Origin of the sequence: Rhizobium sp. AN80A, from assembly GCF_030053015.1 — a bacterium.
GTDB classification, from domain to species: domain Bacteria; phylum Pseudomonadota; class Alphaproteobacteria; order Rhizobiales; family Rhizobiaceae; genus Rhizobium; species Rhizobium metallidurans.
This window is the reverse complement of record NZ_JASJPX010000003.1, coordinates 87910-107245: the sequence shown is the minus strand read 5'-3', so window position 1 is coordinate 107245 and position 19336 is coordinate 87910. Positions and strand designations below refer to the sequence as shown.

Annotated in this window: 15 protein-coding genes and 2 pseudogenes; 6 read left to right on the top strand and 11 right to left on the bottom strand. The window is 64.1% G+C overall.

Annotated elements, in window-relative coordinates; translation table 11 throughout:
• Positions 1 to 89 precede the first annotated feature (89 nt).
• Both P3R82_RS12060 and P3R82_RS12055 read right to left on the bottom strand, forming a co-directional pair.
• Positions 90 to 453, bottom strand: a pseudogene (locus P3R82_RS12060) (response regulator).
• 127 nt (positions 454 to 580) lie between these two features.
• Positions 581 to 1231, bottom strand: a complete 651-nt coding sequence (locus tag P3R82_RS12055) for a histidine phosphotransferase ChpT (RefSeq protein ID WP_283194006.1) — start codon at positions 1229 to 1231, stop codon at positions 581 to 583.
• A gap of 185 nt (positions 1232 to 1416) precedes the next feature.
• Between P3R82_RS12055 and P3R82_RS12050 the strand changes: the two genes are divergently transcribed.
• Positions 1417 to 2013, top strand: a complete 597-nt coding sequence (locus P3R82_RS12050) for an EipA family protein (RefSeq protein ID WP_183900591.1) — start codon at positions 1417 to 1419, stop codon at positions 2011 to 2013.
• A gap of 116 nt (positions 2014 to 2129) precedes the next feature.
• Positions 2130 to 3289 (top strand): annotated as a pseudogene (locus P3R82_RS12045) (hypothetical protein).
• Positions 3290 to 3298: 9 nt separating this feature from the next.
• Here the strand turns inward: P3R82_RS12045 and P3R82_RS12040 are convergent.
• Together P3R82_RS12040 and P3R82_RS12035 are read right to left on the bottom strand one after the other, a co-directional pair.
• A complete protein-coding gene (locus P3R82_RS12040; protein WP_283194005.1) occupies positions 3299 to 4120 on the bottom strand; it encodes an RNA methyltransferase in 822 nt (273 codons plus the stop codon).
• A 5-nt stretch (positions 4121 to 4125) separates the two neighbouring features.
• Positions 4126 to 4512 carry a hypothetical protein gene (locus P3R82_RS12035; protein ID WP_283194004.1) on the bottom strand — a complete coding sequence of 129 codons (387 nt, stop codon included), beginning with the start codon at positions 4510 to 4512 and terminating at the stop codon, positions 4126 to 4128.
• A 43-nt stretch (positions 4513 to 4555) separates the two neighbouring features.
• Between P3R82_RS12035 and P3R82_RS12030 the strand changes: the two genes are divergently transcribed.
• Together P3R82_RS12030 and rpoH are read left to right on the top strand one after the other, a co-directional pair.
• The gene (locus P3R82_RS12030; protein WP_283194003.1) at positions 4556 to 5590 is read left to right on the top strand and encodes an RluA family pseudouridine synthase; all 1035 of its coding nucleotides are present in this window, start codon (positions 4556 to 4558) and stop codon (positions 5588 to 5590) included.
• A 162-nt stretch (positions 5591 to 5752) separates the two neighbouring features.
• The gene (gene rpoH / locus P3R82_RS12025) at positions 5753 to 6661 is read left to right on the top strand and encodes an RNA polymerase sigma factor RpoH (RefSeq protein ID WP_283194002.1); all 909 of its coding nucleotides are present in this window, start codon (positions 5753 to 5755) and stop codon (positions 6659 to 6661) included.
• Positions 6662 to 7160: 499 nt separating this feature from the next.
• On the opposite strand, the gene P3R82_RS12020 is transcribed toward rpoH, so the two are convergent.
• Both P3R82_RS12020 and P3R82_RS12015 read right to left on the bottom strand, forming a co-directional pair.
• Positions 7161 to 9644 carry a hypothetical protein gene (locus P3R82_RS12020; RefSeq protein ID WP_283194001.1) on the bottom strand — a complete coding sequence of 828 codons (2484 nt, stop codon included), beginning with the start codon at positions 9642 to 9644 and terminating at the stop codon, positions 7161 to 7163.
• 60 nt (positions 9645 to 9704) lie between these two features.
• Complete coding sequence (locus tag P3R82_RS12015) at positions 9705 to 11000, bottom strand: adenylosuccinate synthase (protein WP_047514597.1); 1296 nt, start codon at positions 10998 to 11000, stop codon at positions 9705 to 9707.
• Positions 11001 to 11199: 199 nt separating this feature from the next.
• Between P3R82_RS12015 and P3R82_RS12010 the strand changes: the two genes are divergently transcribed.
• A complete protein-coding gene (locus tag P3R82_RS12010; RefSeq protein WP_183900599.1) occupies positions 11200 to 12111 on the top strand; it encodes a DMT family transporter in 912 nt (303 codons plus the stop codon).
• On the opposite strand, the gene P3R82_RS12005 is transcribed toward P3R82_RS12010, so the two are convergent.
• On the bottom strand, positions 12108 to 12953 hold the full coding sequence (locus P3R82_RS12005; protein ID WP_283194000.1) for a GNAT family N-acetyltransferase: 846 nt from the start codon (positions 12951 to 12953) through the stop codon (positions 12108 to 12110). The genes P3R82_RS12010 and P3R82_RS12005 overlap by 4 nt on opposite strands.
• A gap of 332 nt (positions 12954 to 13285) precedes the next feature.
• Between P3R82_RS12005 and P3R82_RS12000 the strand changes: the two genes are divergently transcribed.
• Positions 13286 to 15148 (top strand): SGNH/GDSL hydrolase family protein, encoded by a 1863-nt coding sequence (locus P3R82_RS12000; protein WP_283193999.1) that lies wholly within the window; start codon positions 13286 to 13288, stop codon positions 15146 to 15148.
• Here P3R82_RS12000 and P3R82_RS11995 read toward each other — a convergent pair.
• The 4 genes from P3R82_RS11995 to P3R82_RS11980 form a co-directional block, all read right to left on the bottom strand.
• Complete coding sequence (locus tag P3R82_RS11995; protein WP_283193998.1) at positions 15135 to 15722, bottom strand: DapH/DapD/GlmU-related protein; 588 nt, start codon at positions 15720 to 15722, stop codon at positions 15135 to 15137. The genes P3R82_RS12000 and P3R82_RS11995 overlap by 14 nt on opposite strands.
• A complete protein-coding gene (locus P3R82_RS11990; protein WP_283193997.1) occupies positions 15719 to 17062 on the bottom strand; it encodes a hypothetical protein in 1344 nt (447 codons plus the stop codon). The genes P3R82_RS11995 and P3R82_RS11990 overlap by 4 nt, the downstream gene beginning before the upstream one ends.
• Positions 17059 to 18285 carry a hypothetical protein gene (locus P3R82_RS11985; protein WP_283193996.1) on the bottom strand — a complete coding sequence of 409 codons (1227 nt, stop codon included), beginning with the start codon at positions 18283 to 18285 and terminating at the stop codon, positions 17059 to 17061. Before P3R82_RS11985 ends, P3R82_RS11990 begins: the two co-directional genes overlap by 4 nt.
• A 71-nt stretch (positions 18286 to 18356) precedes the next feature.
• On the bottom strand, positions 18357 to 19328 hold the full coding sequence (locus tag P3R82_RS11980) for an NAD-dependent epimerase/dehydratase family protein (RefSeq protein ID WP_283193995.1): 972 nt from the start codon (positions 19326 to 19328) through the stop codon (positions 18357 to 18359).
• Positions 19329 to 19336: the final 8 nt, after the last annotated feature.

The following is a 19336-nucleotide window of genomic DNA, read 5'->3' as shown; positions in this document are numbered from 1 at the left end:
TTACGGCGGGATTTTTTGTGTCCATGGACAGCCTGAAACGACAAAAGCCGCCCCGAAGGCGGCTTTTGCGTTTGGATCGGATGGAAATGTCAGGCGGCGATGGCGCGATTGCCGAAGACCGCGGTCAGGATCTTGCGATCGAAGGGCTTGAGCAGGAAGTCCGTGGCCCCTGCCCGCTTGCCCATCATCAGCTTCTTCAGGTCGGCCTCGATCACGCAATAGTAGATCTTGACCTCCTTGCCGCCTTCCATGGCGCGAACCGCCACGATCAGATCAAGCGCGCCATCCATGGACGAATCGACGATCAGGTAATCGGGCAGTTCCACCTGGCAATGGGACAGGGCTTCGCTGGCGCTGGAGGCTTCGCTGACCATGAAGTCGAGTTCGGACAGAATCCGCTTCCCGACCTTACGAACGACGTCCGACGAGATCGGTGATCATGAACCTTTGCATCGCTGCTCCATTGCCCCGCTTCTGTCCCGGCGGGCATCTTCACGGGCAAGGATAGAAACATTCGGCTAAGGAAGTATTACTTCGATACAAGCAATGTGCCGGGATTTTCTCCCGGCCGGATTTTCGATCAGGCCGGAATGACTTCGGCGGTGAAGATGATCTCTTCGGCGCTGGCGCTATGGCCAAGCTTCATGCCGCACTCTTCAGCGAGCAGCACTGCGTAATAGGGCTGGATCGTGTGGGCGTCGATCGCTTCTTCGATCTCACCGGTCGAAATCTCGACGAACTTCGGCGGCAGGCGCATCAGCTTGCCCTTGGCGACGAGCGTGAACTTCGCGTCGAATTCCGGGTTCTCAAGCGTGATATCGATCTGGCCGCCGCGCGGGATCGAGGAATAGGCGACGAGGAACAGGTTGAGCAGCAGCTTGACGCGGTTCTTCGCGATGATCGCGCGCGGTCCGGTCCAGACCACCTCGGTCTTCTTCTCGGCGGCGGCGAAATCCTTGGCGGCGCGCTCGGCTTCGCCAGTGTCGATCGACGCGCCGACGGAGCCGGAAGCGCCGAAGGCAAGGCGTGCGAATTTGAGACGCACGGAGGCATTCAGCGCGCTGGTGCGGATAAGATCCATGGCGTCTGCGTCGGCGCCGCCCTCGTCGAGCAGTTCAAGGCCGTTGTTGATCGCGCCGACGGGCGAGATGACGTCATGGCAAACACGGCTGCAGAGAAGCGCGGCCAGATCAGGGCCGGTCAGGGTAAGGTTTGGATTCTTCGACATCATTGTCTCCAAGAGGGCGGTGATTCATTCCGCCACACATATTGCTTCATCATTGCACGAAGTTTGCGAGCGTACTCGGCGCCATAATGACACCATATTTGGTAAACCGATTGTTAAGACCATCCGCGCAAAATGATAGAAACGCCGGAAACGGCTCCATGTATCGACCATGATGAACGGATGACACCATGCGCCCCTCAATCCTAGGAAGATTTCTGGCCGACTGCCGGCGGGTCTCAATACTCGCGATCTCGTGCCTGATGCTTGCCGCTACCCAGGCCGCGGCCCAGCAGACCGGTAGCGATCAGTATTCGGTTCAGGAAATCGTCGATGCCGGTCACTCCTTCTTCGGCTCCACCAGCGGCGGTCTTGCCAAGGCGGTCGAAGCGGCCTTCCAGAAATACGGCTTGCCGAACGGCTATATCCTCGGCCAGGAAGGCTCCGGCGCCTTCATCGCCGGCCTGACCTATGGCGAAGGCCAGCTCAACACCAAGAACGCCGGCGAGCATCCGCTCTACTGGCAGGGTCCGTCGCTCGGCCTCGATTATGGTGGCCAGGGCACGCGCGTCATGATGCTGGTCTACGACCTCCCGTCGACCGATGCGATCTACGCCCGTTTCGGCGGCGTCAGCGGCCAGGCCTTCGTCATCGCCGGCTTCGGCATGACGCTGCTCAAGAACAACAACGTCCTCGTCGTACCGATCCGCACCGGCGTCGGCGCCCGCCTCGGTCTCAACGTCGGCTACATCAAGATTACCCAAAATCCGACCTGGAACCCCTTCTGACGGCAAGCGCACGGCGAACTCTGTGTCGCCGTGACCCATCCGCCACTTGCCCTAACGGCGCTGGCCGCTTAATCATTGGCTGACGCAAATCAACTTCTGGAAGCAGTGGCCTCGCCGTGATCGAATACGCGCTCTTGTTCGGATTGGGCTTTCTGGCGCGGCGTTCCTGGTTTTCCTCGTATCGCCGGCCGTTCATCGCCGTATCGTCTGGTACACCGAAAACCGCATGCGCGCCACGATGCCTCTCAGCCCCCAGGAAGTGCGTGCGCAAAAGGACATGGTCCGCGCGCTTTACGCCGCCGAGAACGCCCGCACGACGCAGGACCTGATTCGCGAGCGCGAAAAGTCGATGTCGCTGCAATTGAAATACGACCAGATCGCCCGCGACGCCGGCCACTTCGCCTCAGAGATCAGCGCGCTCCAGGCCCAGATCGCCGATATGAGCGTCGAGGCCGCAGAACTGCGCTCGCATCTGCGCAAGGACGAGAACTACATCAGTCAGCTGAAGACCAGCCTGCATATCGCCGAACAGGCCAGTGCCGCCAAGGAAGGCGAGCTCGACGCTCTGCGTGTTCGCCTGAACAAGATCGCCGAACAGACCGACAATCTGAAGATCGACATGGCCGCGCGCGAGACCGAGTTCGAGAACCTCACCTTCAAGCACAGCGGATTGCGCAGCGAGCGCGACGAGCTCCGCCAGGACGTGAGCCTGCTGCAGAAGCGCGCCAAGGATGCCGAACAGAAGCTGACGCAGCAGGAACACACGGTCATCCGTCTGGAAGACCGCGCCGAGCGCGACAAGGCCACGCTTGCCGACAAGGAGGCGCTTCTGGCGCGCCGGCAGCAAGAGCTGACCAAGCTCAAGGATCAGGTGAAAGCCGCCAACGCCGACATGCGCAAGGCGAACCGCGCGCTTCGCTCGGCCGGCCTCGCGCCCCTCGTCCTCATCCCGCCGCAGGAAAAGCCCGTGCAGGAAGACGCCCCGATCTCCGAACTGGACACGGCAGCCGTCGCGGCACGCCTCGCCGAGGAAGTGCGCGCCCGCAGCGCCGCCGTTTCAGAGGAAATCCTCGCCGCCAGGCTGAACACCTCCAAGGACGGCGCCATCCGCGAGGAAATCGCGACGATCGCCGCCGAGATGGTGGCGCTGACCGCCATCAACGAAGGCAAGGCATCGCCGATCCGCGATCTGCTGCCGGAGACGGCGGAAGCCAAGGACGGCGAGCGCATCGACCTCGCCCAGCGGGCCGCAACGATCCTGTCGCAGCCCGGCTAACCACCGATCTCAGATACGCTTTACCGTGGACGACATGGCAAACAGCGCGATACCCGTCGCGGTGGCGACGTTGAGGCTGTCGAGCCCTGGCGATTGCGGAATGCGGGCGCTGCGAAACCGCGACAGCACCGCCTGCGGCAACCCCTCGCCTTCCGTGCCGACCACCAGCGCCATCCGCTCGGAGGCCGGAATGGAGCGGATATCGACCTCGCCGCGCGGCGACAGCGTCCAGATGGCGAAGTCGCGCTCGGCGAGTTGCGTCAGCAGCGCCAGCGCGTCGCCGCCGCGTTCATAGGGAACGCTCAACACCGACCCGACCGAAACACGCATCGCCTTGCGATAGAGCGGATCGCACGAGGTCTCGTCGAGGAAGATCGCATCGACATCGAAGGCGGCCGCGTTGCGGAACATCGAGCCGGCATTGTCATGATTGGAGATGCCGCAGCCGACAAGTACCAGCGAGCGCTCGGGCAGCCGCTCGATCAGCGCACCGTCCCGTGGCTGCCGCCGCCCCAGCGCCAGCACGCCGCGATGCAGGTGAAAGCCGACGATACGGTCGAGCACGTCCGCTTCCGCGACATAGACTGGAACGTCCTCCGGCAGCCGCTCGAGAATATCGGCGACGCCGTCGACACGGTTGCGCAGCAAAAGCACCTTTTCGGCCGCGAAATCGCCGCCCGCCCGATGCGCCTCGGCAAGCATGCGCAGCACGACGGTGCCCTCGGCGATGAACCGGTTATGCCGTCCCGTCAGGTCGCGTTCGCGAATATCGCGAAACTCGGCGATCTCGGGGTCGTCGGCATTGTCGATCGCGATCAGCCGAGGGGCCATTGTCGTCAGCCGCCGTTGACGGTCACGTCCGCGATGATGCTTCCCGCCTTGATGTCGAACACCAAAGCCTTGCTCACGCCCTCGGCGGTCTTGCCGAAGAACATGATCTGGCCGCCCGAAAGCGACGAGGACTGGAGAACGAAGCCGGCAGGCAGGCTTGCCGTCGCGGCTACAGGCGCATCCGACGGAATTCCGCCGGAGGCCACCGCCGTCGGCTGCTTGGCCGGCGCCCACATCGTCTTGTAGACAACCGCGCCGAAGACCGCCATAAGGCTCACGAACATGATGAAGCCGGAGACGATCTGCAGGCGGATCATCTTGCGTCGGACATTTTCCATTGCCGGATCGAGGGGCTTTTCTTCCTGATCGTCTTCTGGCTGGACATTCGTCATATATGGCGTTCCATTCTATAAAATACTTCGGAGAAGAAGCGTCTTGAGCGACCCCTTTAAACAAGCAGCCGGCATTAGGAAAGTCCTGACGGCGGATGAACATGCCGAAGGCAGGCTTGATGCGTGGATGACGGCCCAGCTCGGCGAGGAATTCTCCCGCAGCCGCGTCAAGGTGCTGATCAAGGAGGGCCAGGTCACCTCCAAGGGCGCCGTCGTCGCCGATCCGCAGAAAAAGGTCCGCCCCGGCGACGTCTTCGAGATCAACCTGCCCGAGCCCGAGGACCCGACGCCGAAAGGCGAGGATATCCCGCTCGAGATCCTCTACGAGGACGACGACCTGATCGTCATCTCCAAGCCATCGGGCATGGTCGTTCATCCGGCCGCCGGCAACTGGACGGGAACGCTGGTCAACGCGCTGATCTATCATTGCGGCGACAGCCTGTCGGGCATCGGCGGCGTGCGCCGCCCCGGCATCGTGCACCGTCTCGACAAGGACACGACCGGCGTCATGGTCGTCGCCAAGAACGACGTCGCGCACCGCCACCTCTCCGCCCAGTTCGCCGATCACGGCCGTACCATGCCGATCGAGCGTGCCTACCAGGCCGTCGTCTGGGGCCGTCCGCGCACGTTGACCGGCAGCGTCAACGCGCCGCTCGGCCGCGACACCGGAGACCGCACCCGCCGCGCCGTCAAGCGCCTGGGCACGGCCGATGCCGACGAGGCGATCACCCATTACGAGGTGATCGAGCGTTTCCACGAGACGCCGGATGCGCTGTCGCTGGCCTCGTTGGTCGAGTGCCATCTGGAAACCGGTCGCACCCACCAGATCCGCGTCCACATGGCCCATATCGGCCATCCGCTCCTCGGCGACACCGTCTATGGCGCCGGCTTCAAGACCAAGGCCAACCTTCTGCCGGAGGCCGCCAAAAAGGCGGTCAATGGTTTCGGCCGCCAGGCGCTGCACGCCTACATGCTGCAGTTCGAGCACCCGCGCACCGAGGAAATCATGCGCTTCGAGGTGCCGCTGCCCGACGACATGGTCGCGCTGGTCGAAGCATTGCGCAATGCCGAGCTGTAACGGCATCGTGAACCCGGTTTGAGCCTTGAACTACGGTTTCGCCACACTTATCTCTACACTGACTTCGTGCGGGCTTTGACAAAGCCGCATGTTCCCGGTTCGCCTTCAAAACGCAGGGACGCGTCAAAGCGGGGACCGGAATTCAGATAGGAGGGTGCAAGAATGGCCCGAAGCAGTTTGCCGTCCATTACCGCCGGCGAAGCCGGTCTCAATCGTTATCTCGACGAAATCCGCAAGTTCCCGATGCTGGAGCCGCAGGAAGAATACATGCTGGCGAAGCGGTATTCCGAACATGGCGACCGCGAGGCCGCGCATCGTCTCGTCACCAGCCACCTGCGTCTCGTCGCCAAGATCGCCATGGGCTATCGCGGCTACGGCCTGCCGATCGGCGAAGTCGTGTCGGAAGGAAATGTCGGTCTGATGCAGGCGGTCAAGAAGTTCGACCCGGAACGCGGTTTCCGTCTGGCCACCTATGCGATGTGGTGGATCAAGGCCTCGATCCAGGAATACATCCTGCGGTCCTGGTCGCTCGTGAAGATGGGCACCACCGCCAACCAGAAGCGCCTGTTCTTCAATCTGCGTCGCCTGAAGGGCCGCATCCAGGCCATCGACGAAGGCGACCTGAAGCCGGAACACGTGACCGAGATCGCAACCAAGCTGCGCGTCTCCGAGGAAGAAGTGATCTCGATGAACCGTCGCCTGTCCGGCGACGCCTCGCTCAACGCGCCGATCAAGGCGTCGGAGGGCGACAGCGGCCAGTGGCAGGATTGGCTCGTCGACGATCATGACAGCCAGGAAGACGTGCTGATCGAGCAGGACGAACTCGACACCCGCCGGCGCATGCTGGCCAAGGCGATGAGCGTGCTCAACGACCGCGAACGCCGCATCTTCGAGGCACGCCGCCTCGCGGAGGATCCGGTGACGCTCGAGGACCTGTCTACCGAATTCGACATCAGCCGCGAGCGCGTGCGCCAGATCGAGGTCCGCGCCTTCGAAAAGGTCCAGGACGCCGTCCGCAAGGAAGCGCTCGACCGCGCCAAGGCCGTCCGCGTCGTCGAAGCCACGGCCTGAGCCGCACCATTCCCAACAGACAAAGGGCGGGTCTCACGATCCGCCCTTTGTCTTGAATCTGGAATGCTTACGGAAAACGATCGCGCCCAATGCGCAATTTACTGCTGCGACAGCCATAGCAGAAAACGTTTCCACGTGCTCGCGGATGGATCAGCGTACTCGATCTTCGCCCCGAGCGGCTTTCCATATAAGTCTTCAGCTCGTCTTAGCTGTTTGCGAGCCATCCGATAGTTGGAAATCTCCAAGGCGTTATGCCGACCAGTGACAAACAGTTCGCCACTGGTCCAATAGAACTTGCTCCCGCTTATAGTTTGAACCAACAGAAACACAGACGTCACCCTTGGCTTTTAACTTCCTTCAGATTCTTAAATTAACGCAAAATCCCTCAGAGCTTGCACTCTAAGGGATTTCGCAAGAATTTCACTAATATTTCACATTTCGGCTAGGAACGGGTCTCAAGATCCGCCCTTTTTGTGTTTGTCTGCTCATGCAACCAACCTTACTGGCTGGTCGAGACGTCGCCGGCGGCGTTCCATTCGCGGATCGCGGTGTTGAAGGCTTCGATACCGGTCGGGCCCTTCTGCATGGTCAGAAGCGCGCGGCGGCCGTTGCGATAGGTGATCGGGATATCGATCCACTCGCGCGTCGACAGGAGGTCGAGGTTGGCCTTGCGGGCATCCGGATAATCGTTGAGCGCGATCATGTGGAAATCGTCGGTGATCTTCGCGGGAACGGCGACCAGCGCGTCGCCGCGATCCTGCTCGGTCCGCTTCATCGAAATGCGCTGAACGCTATCGATCGATCCGCCTTCGAAATTCGGCGGCAGCGAGAACACCATCTCGACGATGTGGCTTGCCGGCAGGGAGGGATCGGAGTTGCGCTTGAAGGTGATCTGCGCCGTGAGATTCCGCTCGGGAACCGTCAGCGTGCCCTGAACGGAGGCTTCCTGCTTGCCGTCGGCGCCGGCCTCGCGGCGCAGGCTCCAGGCGATCGAGCCCTGGATCGCCGTTGGCGAACTCTGGCCGATACGCTCCTCGTAGAGGAACATCTTCTCGCTGGCACCGGCAGGGGCGGCCTGCGCGTCGGCGGGCGCCGCTGTTGGTGTCGTCCCGGGCGCGGCAGTGCCGGAGGCGGCTGCCGGCGGTGTCGCGGCACCGGCCGGGGCGACCGGATCGGACGAAGCGACATTCTGCTCGGCGACGGACTTGCCTTCGGCGACCTGCGTGCTGGGCGCGGCCGCCGGGCCGCTATCGACCTCGGTGCCATCGGCAAGCAGCCGCTGCGTGAACTTGCTGCCGGACGCCGAACCGTCGGTGGCGGCGCCGTCCTGATGCGTCGCATGCGCCGTATCGGGCGTCGCGGCGGGCTTCGCCTCGCTCGTCTGATCGGCGGGCGCCGTCGTCCCGGCGACCGGAGGCGTCTGCGCGGTCTGCGACGGCGCGGAGCTGACGAGCCCCTTGACCATCTCGGTCAGCGCTTCCTGATGCGTATAGGCGGCATAACCGCCGCCGCCGACAACGCCGAGCGCGATCAGCAGCGCGATGATGGAGCCGATGCCGAAGCGACGACGCTTCGGCTCCATGCGGAAATTCTTGCCCTGGAACTTCGAGGCGATATCGTCGTCACCGCTTGCAAGCGACGGGCCGTCATCGTCCGCGGCGACGACGCCGCGATTGTCGTAGCCGCGAAGCCGGGTCGCCTCCTGCCAGTCGTCGCCGGCCAGAGGCTCGGTCTTCGGCGTCGGTCCGCCATGAATTTCGGAGAACAGATCGCCGTCGTCATACGGTGCGGCGGCCGGCGCCTTCTTGTCGTTGTCGATCGGCGGCAGGTCGTCGAAGGCAGCCGCTTCCCAGGAGAAGCTCTCACTGGCGGCCGGCATCTTCGCCGGGGCTGCCGCTACCGGCGCCGACTGATAATCAATGCCGGAAACCACCTCGTCGAAGGCGCGCGCCGCGTCGTTGACGGCAGGTGCTGCATGCGAGGTCTCGGAGAACTGGCGCAGTTCCTCCAGCGCCCAATCCGTCGGCTCAACCGTCTTTGTGGACGGTTCCGGTACTTCTTCCGCCGGTTCGTTCCACACCGGGTCGAAATGACCGGCGGCGTCGGCATGAATGGGATCGTCCTGCGTCTGCTCGACGAACTGATGCGGCGGCTCGAACACCGGAACCGGCTCGACCAGGCGATTGCTCAGGTCGAAATCACGCGCGACCGGCTGCGCCCGCGGCGCGTCGTCGATGACGGGCTCGGCATAGGGCTCCACATCGGGCGCGGCGGCGAAATCGTGGCCATGCGTTCCACGCGCGGCATCGTATTGGTCCTCGACCGGCATCTGCCATGGCTCGACCGGCTCCGGCTCGGAGGCAGCCGAGACACGCGGCTCTTCCTCGAATACGGGCTCGGCATAAGACGGCGCGGGCTCGTAATGGACGTCAGGCTCGGGCTGAACCTCGGGCTCTTCGTGAACCTCGGCGGCATGCACCGGCGCCGGCTCTTCGTAAAGCGGCTCCTCATGCGCAACAGGCTCGGCGGCCACCGGAGCCTCGGGCTCGACGGGCGCTTCGTAAGCCGGTTCCTCGTAGGCGGGCTCCCGGGCGGGCGCCTCATAGGCCGGCTGCTCGTAAGCCAGTTCGGCTTCCGGAACCTCTTGCGCCTGTTCGGCGGCCGGCTCTGGCGTGGCGGCGATGACCTCGGGCTCGGGAGCCGCTTCGGGCTCCGCCGGCGCTTCCGCAACCGGTACGGCGATGGCGGCGGCCTGGTCCTCGGCCGGCAGCGCATCGGCATGCTCGGATTCGACTTCACGAATGGCGGCTTCGAGCTTTTCCAGCTGGCGCTGCAGCATGGCCTCGGGCGGACGCGGCTTCATGTTCTCGAGCTGCCGCTGTACGGCACCGCGAGCACGCTCGTAAACCTTCACCCGCATATCGGGAGTGTTGTCGGTCAGGCCGTCAACCGCCCGCCGGATAACTGCGATAAAATCCGCCATTCGTACTTTCTCTAAGAGTGTGGTTCGCCGCGCGAACCACACAAATAATCATATAAAACCTTAATCCTCAAAAGGATCGGTCACAAGTATGGTGTCATCGCGCTCAGGACTTGTGGACAGAAGAGCGACAGGTGCGCCGATCAGCTCTTCAACCTGACGGACATACTTGATCGCCTGGGCCGGGAGATCGGCCCAGCTGCGCGCGCCGACGGTCGATTCCTTCCATCCCTCAAGCGTGATGTAGACGGGCTCGACACGCGCCTGCGCGGCCTGGCTCGCCGGAAGATAATCGATCTCCTTGCCGTCGAGCTTGTAGGCGACGCAGATCTTCAGTTCGTCGAGACCATCGAGAACGTCGAGCTTGGTGAGCGCGATGCCGGTGATGCCCGAGGTCTTCACCGTCTGGCGGACCAGAACGGAATCGAACCAGCCGCAACGGCGCGGACGGCCGGTGTTGACGCCGACTTCGCGGCCGACGGTCGAAAGATGCTTGCCGACCTCGTCGTTCAGCTCGCACGGGAACGGACCTTCACCGACGCGGGTCGTGTAGGCCTTGGTGATGCCGAGAACATAACCGATCGCCGTCGGGCCGAGGCCCGAGCCGGCGGCGGCCTGGCCGGCAACCGTGTTCGACGAGGTGACGAAGGGATAGGTGCCGTGGTCGTTGTCGAGCAGCGCACCCTGCGCGCCTTCGAACAGGATGCGGGCGCCGGCCTTGCGCTGGTCGTCGAGGATGCGCCAGACCTGGTCGACATAGGGTAGCACCTGGTCGGCGACGTCGTTCAGTTCCTTCTCCAGCGATTCCACCGAGATTTCCGGCAGGCCGAGGCCGCGGCGCAGCGCGTTATGGTGCGTCAGAAGACGGTCGATCTTGGCCGGCAGCGCTTCCTTGTCGGCGAGGTCGATGGCGCGGATCGCGCGGCGGCCGACCTTGTCTTCATAGGCCGGGCCGATGCCGCGGCGGGTGGTGCCGATCTTGGTGCCGCTGTTGGAGGCAGCATCTTCACGGAAACCATCGAGATCTCGGTGCAGGGACAGGATCAGCGGCGCGTTGTCGGCGATGCGCAGAATCTCGGGCGATACGTTGACGCCCTGCGCGCGCAGCTTCTCGACTTCGGCGACGAAATGATGCGGATCGACGACGACGCCGTTGCCGATGACGCTGAGCTTGCCGCGCACGAGGCCCGACGGCAGCAGCGCCAGCTTGTAGCTGACACCATCGATGACCAGCGTATGGCCCGCATTGTGTCCGCCCTGATAGCGCACGATCACATCGGCGCGTTCCGAAAGCCAGTCGACAATCTTGCCCTTGCCTTCGTCACCCCATTGCGAACCGACCACAACTACGTTCGTCATTCACGTCTTCCTGTTAAAGGCGGATTTAACCGCTCCCTGCTCAAACCCGCGCATCTATAAGGCTTTGTTTTTGGGAAAGCGACCCTGTATTGCCGTCTGAATTGGCTTTTTACGTGACAAATCAGCCATTGGCAGGCTATTTGCCGCCATCGTCGGAAGAAGTTCTGCGCCCGCGCAGCCGACCGGGAGAGAATCGGCCGTGCAGTTTGCCGCCTACATATGCCTTGTCGTTGCCGCGATGTGCTGGGGCGGCAATACCGTTGCCGGAAAACTGGCGCTCGGTCACGTCAGCCCGATGATGCTCACCTCGCTGCGCTGGTTCGTCGCAACCGCGATCATCGCCGCCATATCCGTGCCGCAGCTCAAGCGCGACTGGCCTGTCGTGCGCAAAAACCTCCCTCTGCTCTTCTTCTACGGCATCGTCGGCTACACGCTGTTCAATGCCATGCTTTATTCAGCGGTAAAATATACGACCGCCATCAATGTCGCAATCGAGCAGGCAGGCATCCCGATGCTGATCTTCCTGCTCAACTTCGTCTTCTTCCGCACCGGCGTGTCGCTGGCGCAGATCGTCGGCTTTGCGATGACCTTGCTCGGCGTGGCAGTGACGGCCGCCCATGGCAGCCTGACCACGCTGCTGGAACTCGGCCTCAACACCGGCGACGGGCTGATGCTGGTCGCGGTCGTCGCTTACGCCGTCTACACGATCTTCCTGCGATGGAAGCCGCCGCTCGACTGGCGCACGCTGATGGCCATTCCCGCGCTCGGCGCCATGCTGAGCGCGCTGCCGCTTCTGGCATGGGAGGCATCGAACGGTGCGGCACAGCTTCCCGACGCGACCGGATGGCTCATCACCATCTACACGGCGATCTTCGCCTCGCTGATGGCGCAGGTCTTCTACATCAAGGGCGTGGAATGGATCGGCGCCAACCGCGCGGCACTCTTCATCAATCTCGTGCCTGTCTTCGGCACGCTGTTTTCGGTGGCGCTGCTCGGCGAAAAGCTGCAGCCGTTTCACATCGTGGCGCTGGTGCTGGCGCTCGGCGGCATCGCCATCGCCGAAAAGGGGCGCCCCGATCGCGCGGCGCCCGCAACCTCGGACGCTCGCTAGCCCAGCTCCAGCGTGGTGACGCCGAAGACATTCTTCAGCGCGACGGCAGGACTGGCGCCGCGATACATGCGCGCCGTCTCGAACACCGGCGCGAGCCCCATGCCGACGGCAAGCGCCACCGCGTCGCGATTGTCGACGGGCACGTCGATGAACACCCGCGCGCCCCTCGCCTCCTGCCCGAGCGTGGAAAGCAGTGCCGCGGCGCTGTCGGGATCGGCGGCGAACAGCGGCCCGATCTTGTATCCGTCGTAGCAGCGGCGGATCGTGCCATAGCCACGGATCTTGCCGCTCTTGCGCACAACGGCGGTGCGCCGATGCTTGCGGTTGGTGCACCAAGAGGTCACGAAGGCCGAACGCTCAGCCGAAAACACGCTGGCATCGTAGCGCACCAGCCCGTCCAGCTTGTCGGTCACGGGCGTGGCAGTCAGCGTCGACGATGGCAGCGAGCCGATCACGCCGCCATAGCGGACGGTCCTGTAGGCTTCCTCGAAGCCGGCCTTGCGGTAATTGGCCTGCTGCGCGACAACCCCGTCGAGCCCGATGCCGCGACCATTCGCCGAGGCGATGCCGGCATCCCAGATGGCCCTGCCGTAGCCTTTCCCACGAAACTCCGGGTGAACCATGTAGAGCCCGAGAAAGGCGAAGTCGTCACCATACTTGACGACGGAAATCGAACCGACCGGGACTTCACCGAGCGCGCCGACGAAAAAACCCGATGGGTCCGCGTCGTGGAACGGAAGCGAATCGTCGAGACCCGGATTCCACCCCTCCTGCCGCGCCCATTCGAGCACTAGCTCCAACTCACCGGGCCGCATGGGGCGAACGGCAAACTCCGAATTCATGCAATCTTCCCAATCAGGCCCACGGCGAGCGCACACAGGCGGCGTAATGTGATGAAATCAAGTCTAGCGGCCGCGATACGCGATCGATGACCAGGAAACATGTTCTGCGCGGAAGCGATCTGCATCGATCGACATGACGTCGGACACAGAAATCCTTCCGGTCGGAATCATCATGGAACAAGGAAACTGTAATCTCAAGATAATTACTTAAGAGATCATGAAGTGCGCCACGCTTTGCGAGATCTGACCGGAAAAGAACTTGCGCCGGCAAGTCATCCCCGTCTCCGGGCGCTGAATTAGGATGTCTTCCGAGTTCATGATGGAGACCCGCAATGTTTCTCGGTATCGGCCTTTCGACCGTCCAATCCAATGCCCGGCAAGGTTCCGGCCCTCGCCAGGTCATCGCTTACGGCGACAGCCTGACGGAAGGTGCCGGCGCATCGTCTCGCGACCAGACTTTTCCGGCCGTCGCCGCCGGTCTTTTCGATCCGCCTCGAACGATCGTCAATCGCGGCATCGGCGGCCAGACCTCGACCGAGATCGGCGCCCGGCAGGGCGGCGTGTCGCTGCTGCTCGCCGTGGCCGGCGGCGATCCCAGGAACCTTTATCCGCATACGCGCGACTGGATGGATCTGTTCGAGACCGGCAGCGTCAATGGCCTCACGCATGAGTGCATCGACAAGGGCACCGACGAAAACGGCCTGCCCTACGGCGACGTCAGGATCAGCGGCACGGCAACGGCCGGTTTCACCGACATCGGCCGGCAGATCTATGGCGCCATCGCCGCCAACCACGCAACGGAACCGGGCAGTCCGTGGACGATCTCAAGCGCGATCCAGATGATCGCCGGCTCCACCTCGGGCATATCGGGCCTGCGCCTTCTGCTCATCGAGGCCGACGAACTCGGCGGCTATATTGCCGAAATCGCGGCTCCCGCTTTCGCCCTTGACGGCACGCGCAGCGGCGTATCGGCGACGGCCACCGCGACGCGGGGCTTCGTCCGCTCCACGCATCTGCTCGACGCCCTATCCGGAAGCGCGATCGACATCACGCTGCGTATCTTTCCGGGCCAGTTCGAAAGGAGCGCGGTGGCGACCACGTTGCAGCTGACGCCCGCCGATGGCGAAATCCCGGCCTATCGCCCGGCCTTCTCCAGGCTCTATCGTTTCGATCAGGATAGCGAGGGCTGGTCGCCGCGCATCCAGGATGGCCATGCGACGCCGGTTGTGGCACGCGATGGCAGGCTAATTGTCGACAACGACGACGGCGGCGTGCTGCGCGGCTGCGAACTGGCCATTGCCGAAATCCCCGGCGGCCAGATCATCCCCGCAGGGAAGATCGTCCACATCGCCTTCGACATCGACATCATCGAGGGCAGCGGCCAGATCCATGTCGGCGGTCTCGGGGCACCGGGCGGCAGCTGGGCGACGACGACATCGGGCGGCGACCCAAGCTGGGCGATCTCGGCGAGCGGCCACTATGAACTGGTCTTTTCCGCCGGCAATCTCGCCAGCGCAAATCCGTCCTGCGGGGCCATGGCCTTCCTCAGCAGTGGCAGTCTCGTGCGCTGGTCTCTCGACAACATCGTCATCGAGTGGGGCGAACAAAGCCCGCAGGTGGACGTGCTCTATCGATCGGTCGACGCGCTGCGGGGCGCCAATGGCGCGATCGGCCTGCCCGGCGCGCTGGCCGGCGTGGACGGCACATTGACGACCGACGGCAACACCCGCCACCTGTTCACGCGCAGCCATCCCGGCGACGCCGTGGCCATCGAATACGCCACCCGCTTCCTCCCCGGCGATGCGACCCTCGGCCAGGTTCAATGGCTGTGGGCCGGACGCAACAATGCGGCGAAGCCCGAGACTGTCCTGTCCGACATCGCGGCGATGGCGGCCCATGTCCCCGGCGGCCGCTACCTGATCGGCGCGATCCTGCCCTCGGCCGCGGATGATCTCGCAACCCGCCAGACGATCGCCGGCTTGAACGTCACGCTGGCGACGCGCTATCCGGAACGCTTCGTCGATCTCAGCGCCGCGCTTGCCGCCGCCGCGAACCAGACAAGCGGGGACCAGCAGGACGTCGCCGCCGGCATCATTCCAAGATCGCTTCGTTCCGATGCGCTGCATCTCAACGACCGGGGCTATGCGATCGCCGCCTCGGCCTGGGTATCGGCGACCACCGCTATGAGCTGGTGAGGCGGGCGCGGATCGGCCGGGCCGGATTGCCGACATGAACGGTCCATGCGGCCAGATCGCCGAACGCAACGCCCCGCGCGCCGAGAACCGCCCCCTCGCCGATGAAAACGCCGGGGCCGACAAAGGCCTCGGCCGCGATCCATGCGTCAGCACCAACGGTGATCGGCTGAGCCGTGAGCTGGAAGGCCGCATCGTCGATATCGTGCGAGCCGGTGCACAGATGCGCGCCCTGCGAGATCACCGCACCACGCCCGATGTGAACGGGCGCGATGCTGTAGATGATCGCCCCGCGACCGATCAGCGTATTCTCCTCCATGACGAGATGCGGCGGATACCAGATCCGCGCCGATCCATGCACCCGCGCATTTTGAGCCAGCCGCGCGCCGAACAGCCGCAGCAGGAACGCCCGCCAGCGATGCAGCGGCGCCGGCGTCCACGCCGCCAGCAGCGTCCAGGTGATCCCCCAGGCGAGGCGAAGAACGCGATGCCGAACCGCAAAGCTCGGCCCGCCCTCACGCGAGCCGGACGTCGAGGCGTCGAGTATGCCGAAATTGTCCGATGCGCCGTTCGTCATCGTTGCAACCGCTCCCGATCGGGCAGCACGGGCGAGACCTTGTCCCGGACCCGCCGCGACAAGGCCAGGACGATCGCGACCTGACAAACGAACAACGGCAGCACGGCGCCGACGGGGCCGCGCAGGAGGATCGGCAGCGACGAGGCGATGAGGATGCGGGATACGCTGACGCCGCCGAAGGCGCCCCATTCGGCGATCAGCACCAGCCGCAGCAACATGGCGGCGACGACACCGCCGAGCGCGACGCCGACAAGGCCGAAATCCATGTAGAGATCGCAGCCGATGAAGAAGGACAGGTTCGGCGTCCCGTACATGCCCGCGGCAAACAGCTCGTTGCCGACATCGAGCCCGCCCACCACGGGCTTTCCGGGCCAGATCGCACGCGGTACGAAGAACAGCAGGATGGCGCCGAGCTTCTCGCCCCACATCTGGTCATGCGCCGACATGAAGCGCACGGCATGAACCGCCATGTCGAAGACATCGACCGAGGGAATATCGAAGAAGTTGCCGATGACGGATATTTCGGAGAGATCGCCCACGCCATCCAGTCCAAGCCGCGTGGTGATATCAAGGATCGGAAACAGGATCGTCAGCGCCAGGAGCCCGGCCACGTAAAACCACGCCGCCGGAACCCTGCCGCCGCAAAGCGCCAGCATGACCGGTCCCCAGACGGCCAGCAGCATGAAGCGCGGCGCATTGAACGGATTTCGCGCCACCGCCAGCAGGATGACGACGAGCAGCAGCGGCGGAAGAGCCGCCAGTCGCGAAGAGCCAAGCCGCGATCGGGACGCATGGAACCGCACCGCGACAAGGCATGCGGTCACCGACTGCAGGCCGAGAAAGAACAGGCTGCCGATGAAGGGCGGCGCCGGGTCCTGCTCTAGCCGCGACGACAACAGCCGCTCGATGCCGCCTTGCGATGCGACGAAGGACGCGAAGGCCAGTCCGTTCAGGACGAGCAGAACCGCCATCGGCAGTGGCAAGGCACCCACCTTCGGCGCCGGTTCGGCCCGATCCATCGCGACGAATAGAAACGGCAGGCAGAACAGGACCACGATCAGCATCGCCGCTACGAACTCGTAAGGCTCGTAGGCATAGGCCGTGATCGCCGTCACGCCGCCGATCCGGTCCCCATGAATGCGCTGCAGCGGCGAGATCACGAAATAGACGAAGAGACAGAACCAGAAGACATCTCCGATCTGGAAACGCCGTGACTGAATGCGATACAGCCCGACCAGCACCATGAGAAACATCGGCAGCGTAAGGAGAACGACGAACAGGCTGTCGGCGAAGGGGAGATTGGCGAGATAGAGCGCCGCGACGGTCCAGAGTCTGATCATGCGCTGACCCGCACGGTCTTGCGCCCTTCCGCTCGCCGGAACAACGAAGGCCGGATCACCAGCGCCCCAACCACATGCGTCAGCACTTCCGCCACCGCCAGCCCGCCAAGCCCGAACAGCGCCCCGAGACCGGCGCTCGCCGCGAAGCCGACCAGCATGGCAAGCACGGCGGCAGCGGCGACGACGCGAAAGCGGCCAAGCCCCTGCGCTGCCTGCGCCAGCGTCTGCGTGAGCGCGCCGGTCAGAACCCCGAAGGAAAAGAGCGCCACCACCAGACCCGCTTGCGCGAAGGCGCCGCCGAGCAGCAGGAAGCAGGCGCCGCCGGCCAGCATCAGGCCAAGCGCCAGCACGATCGCGAGCAGGCTCGCCAGCCGCTGCGCCTCGAAAACCAACCTCGGCGTCACGCCCCCGGGCCGAAGAACGCGCACCATGGCGGGAAAATGAGCGCGCCGCACGAATTCCAGAACCTGCGAGGCGGCGGCGGCGATCTGTCTGCCATAGACGAACAGCCCCACCCCCGCCTGCCCCAGAACCGCCGCGCACACCACGATCTGAAACCGAAACGACAGCTGCCCCGGCAAGCACGCCAGCAACACGCCTAAGCCCTCGCGGGCAAAGGTGCCGCAAGCCGCGACGGTGACAGGCGCCACCCGCATCGAGCAGCCCAGCCGCCAAAGCACGGCCAGCTGCGCGCCGACGGCGATGGCATAGCCCAGCGACAGCGCCGATCCGAGGACCACGCCCGCATCCGCCAGGTTGGCGCCGGCCGCGACCAGCGCGATGGCCGACGCGATGTGGGCGAGCATGCCGGTCAACCCGCTGATGCCGCTGATCCCCAGCCCATCAAAGACGCCCGTCGCGTTGAACGCCGAGATCAACAGCGCCGGCACGGCTGCGGGAATATAGGCCCGCGAAAACCCGTCCCCGCCAAGCCAAGCATAGGAGATCGCCGCCAACGACAGCACCAACGCGATGCCGAGCCGGACAGTGGAGGCCTGCCAGTAACAGCGCCGCGCCACCTCCACGCGCGCGCCGTCCTCGGCCAGCGAAATCCGCCGCGCGGCGACGACGGGCGCGCCGAAATCGACGATGCCAAGCGTAAGGATCGCAAAGGAAAAATGCGTCGCGAAGGCCGCAAGCAGATCGAGCGCGCCGCGATGGATCAGCCATGTCTGCGCCAGGAAGATCGATCCCTGCCCGATCACGAAGCTCGCGATCAGCAACGCCGCGTTGGTCGAGCCGCGCGGCCGCCTAGCCACGGCAGACGGTCTGTCCCACTGGCAAGAGCCGCTTCTCACGCAGCACTCCGCGGAAGCTGGCTCTCGATCCACGCATAGGTCTTTTCCAGGCCATCCATCAGGCTCTGCGTCGGCTGCCAGTCGAGCCTCTCGGCGATCAGCCGATTGTCGGATCTGCGTCCGCGAACGCCCGTCGGGCCGGCGACATGGCGCTTGCGCAGCCGCTTGCCGGCGATCTCGCACACCATGTCGACAAGCCGGTTGATGCTCACCATTTCCTCCGAGCCGATATTCACCGGCCCAGCGAAGTCCGAGCGCATCAGCCGGATCGTGCCCTCGATGCATTCGTCGATGTAGAGAAAGGACCGCGTCTGCAGGCCATCGCCCCATATCTCGATCTCGCCGCCATGCTCGGCCTGCGCCACCTTCCGGCAGATGGCCGCCGGCGCCTTTTCCCGGCCGCCGTCCCAGGTTCCCGATGGGCCGAAGATGTTGTGGTAGCGGGCGATGCGGCAGGTCATGCCGTAGTTGCGGGCATAGGATTGATAGAGCCGTTCCGAGATCAGCTTCTCCCAGCCATACTCGCTGTCGGGCGCGGCCGGATAAGCGGACCACTCGGCGCAATTCGGGTTGTCTGGATCGGCCTGGTTGACCGCGGGATAGACGCAGGCCGACGACGAGAAGAACACGCGACCGACCCGGCGCCGGTGGCACAGATCGGCGATATTGAGATTGATCGTCGCCGAATTGCGGATGATATCGGCATCGTGCCGGCCGCTGAATATGTACCCGGCTCCGCCCATGTCGGCCGCCAGCTGATAGACCTCGTGGAAATCGCCGTCGATCACCCGTTCGCAGACGTCGGCTTGCCGCAGATCCGCGACGATGAAATCGTCGGCAACGCTTTCCCCGTATTCGGGCAATTTCAGATCGACGCCGCGAACCCGCAAGCCGTCGCGCTTCAGCCGGGCAACGAGGTGGCTACCGATAAACCCTCCGGCGCCGCAGACAAGCGCGGTCCTCTCCATTATGCAAC

Coding starts and splice junctions, on each gene's coding strand:
- P3R82_RS12020 (WP_283194001.1), bottom strand. CDS start 9,644: ATGGCGGATTTTATCGCAGTTATCCGGCGGGCGGTTGACGGCCTGACC.
- P3R82_RS12000 (WP_283193999.1), top strand. CDS start 13,286: ATGTTTCTCGGTATCGGCCTTTCGACCGTCCAATCCAATGCCCGGCAA.
- P3R82_RS12015 (WP_047514597.1), bottom strand. CDS start 11,000: ATGACGAACGTAGTTGTGGTCGGTTCGCAATGGGGTGACGAAGGCAAG.
- P3R82_RS12055 (WP_283194006.1), bottom strand. CDS start 1,231: ATGATGTCGAAGAATCCAAACCTTACCCTGACCGGCCCTGATCTGGCC.
- P3R82_RS12035 (WP_283194004.1), bottom strand. CDS start 4,512: ATGACGAATGTCCAGCCAGAAGACGATCAGGAAGAAAAGCCCCTCGAT.
- rpoH (WP_283194002.1), top strand. CDS start 5,753: ATGGCCCGAAGCAGTTTGCCGTCCATTACCGCCGGCGAAGCCGGTCTC.
- P3R82_RS11980 (WP_283193995.1), bottom strand. CDS start 19,328: ATGGAGAGGACCGCGCTTGTCTGCGGCGCCGGAGGGTTTATCGGTAGC.
- P3R82_RS11990 (WP_283193997.1), bottom strand. CDS start 17,062: ATGATCAGACTCTGGACCGTCGCGGCGCTCTATCTCGCCAATCTCCCC.
- P3R82_RS12040 (WP_283194005.1), bottom strand. CDS start 4,120: ATGGCCCCTCGGCTGATCGCGATCGACAATGCCGACGACCCCGAGATC.
- P3R82_RS12005 (WP_283194000.1), bottom strand. CDS start 12,953: ATGAATTCGGAGTTTGCCGTTCGCCCCATGCGGCCCGGTGAGTTGGAG.
- P3R82_RS12050 (WP_183900591.1), top strand. CDS start 1,417: ATGCGCCCCTCAATCCTAGGAAGATTTCTGGCCGACTGCCGGCGGGTC.
- P3R82_RS11995 (WP_283193998.1), bottom strand. CDS start 15,722: ATGACGAACGGCGCATCGGACAATTTCGGCATACTCGACGCCTCGACG.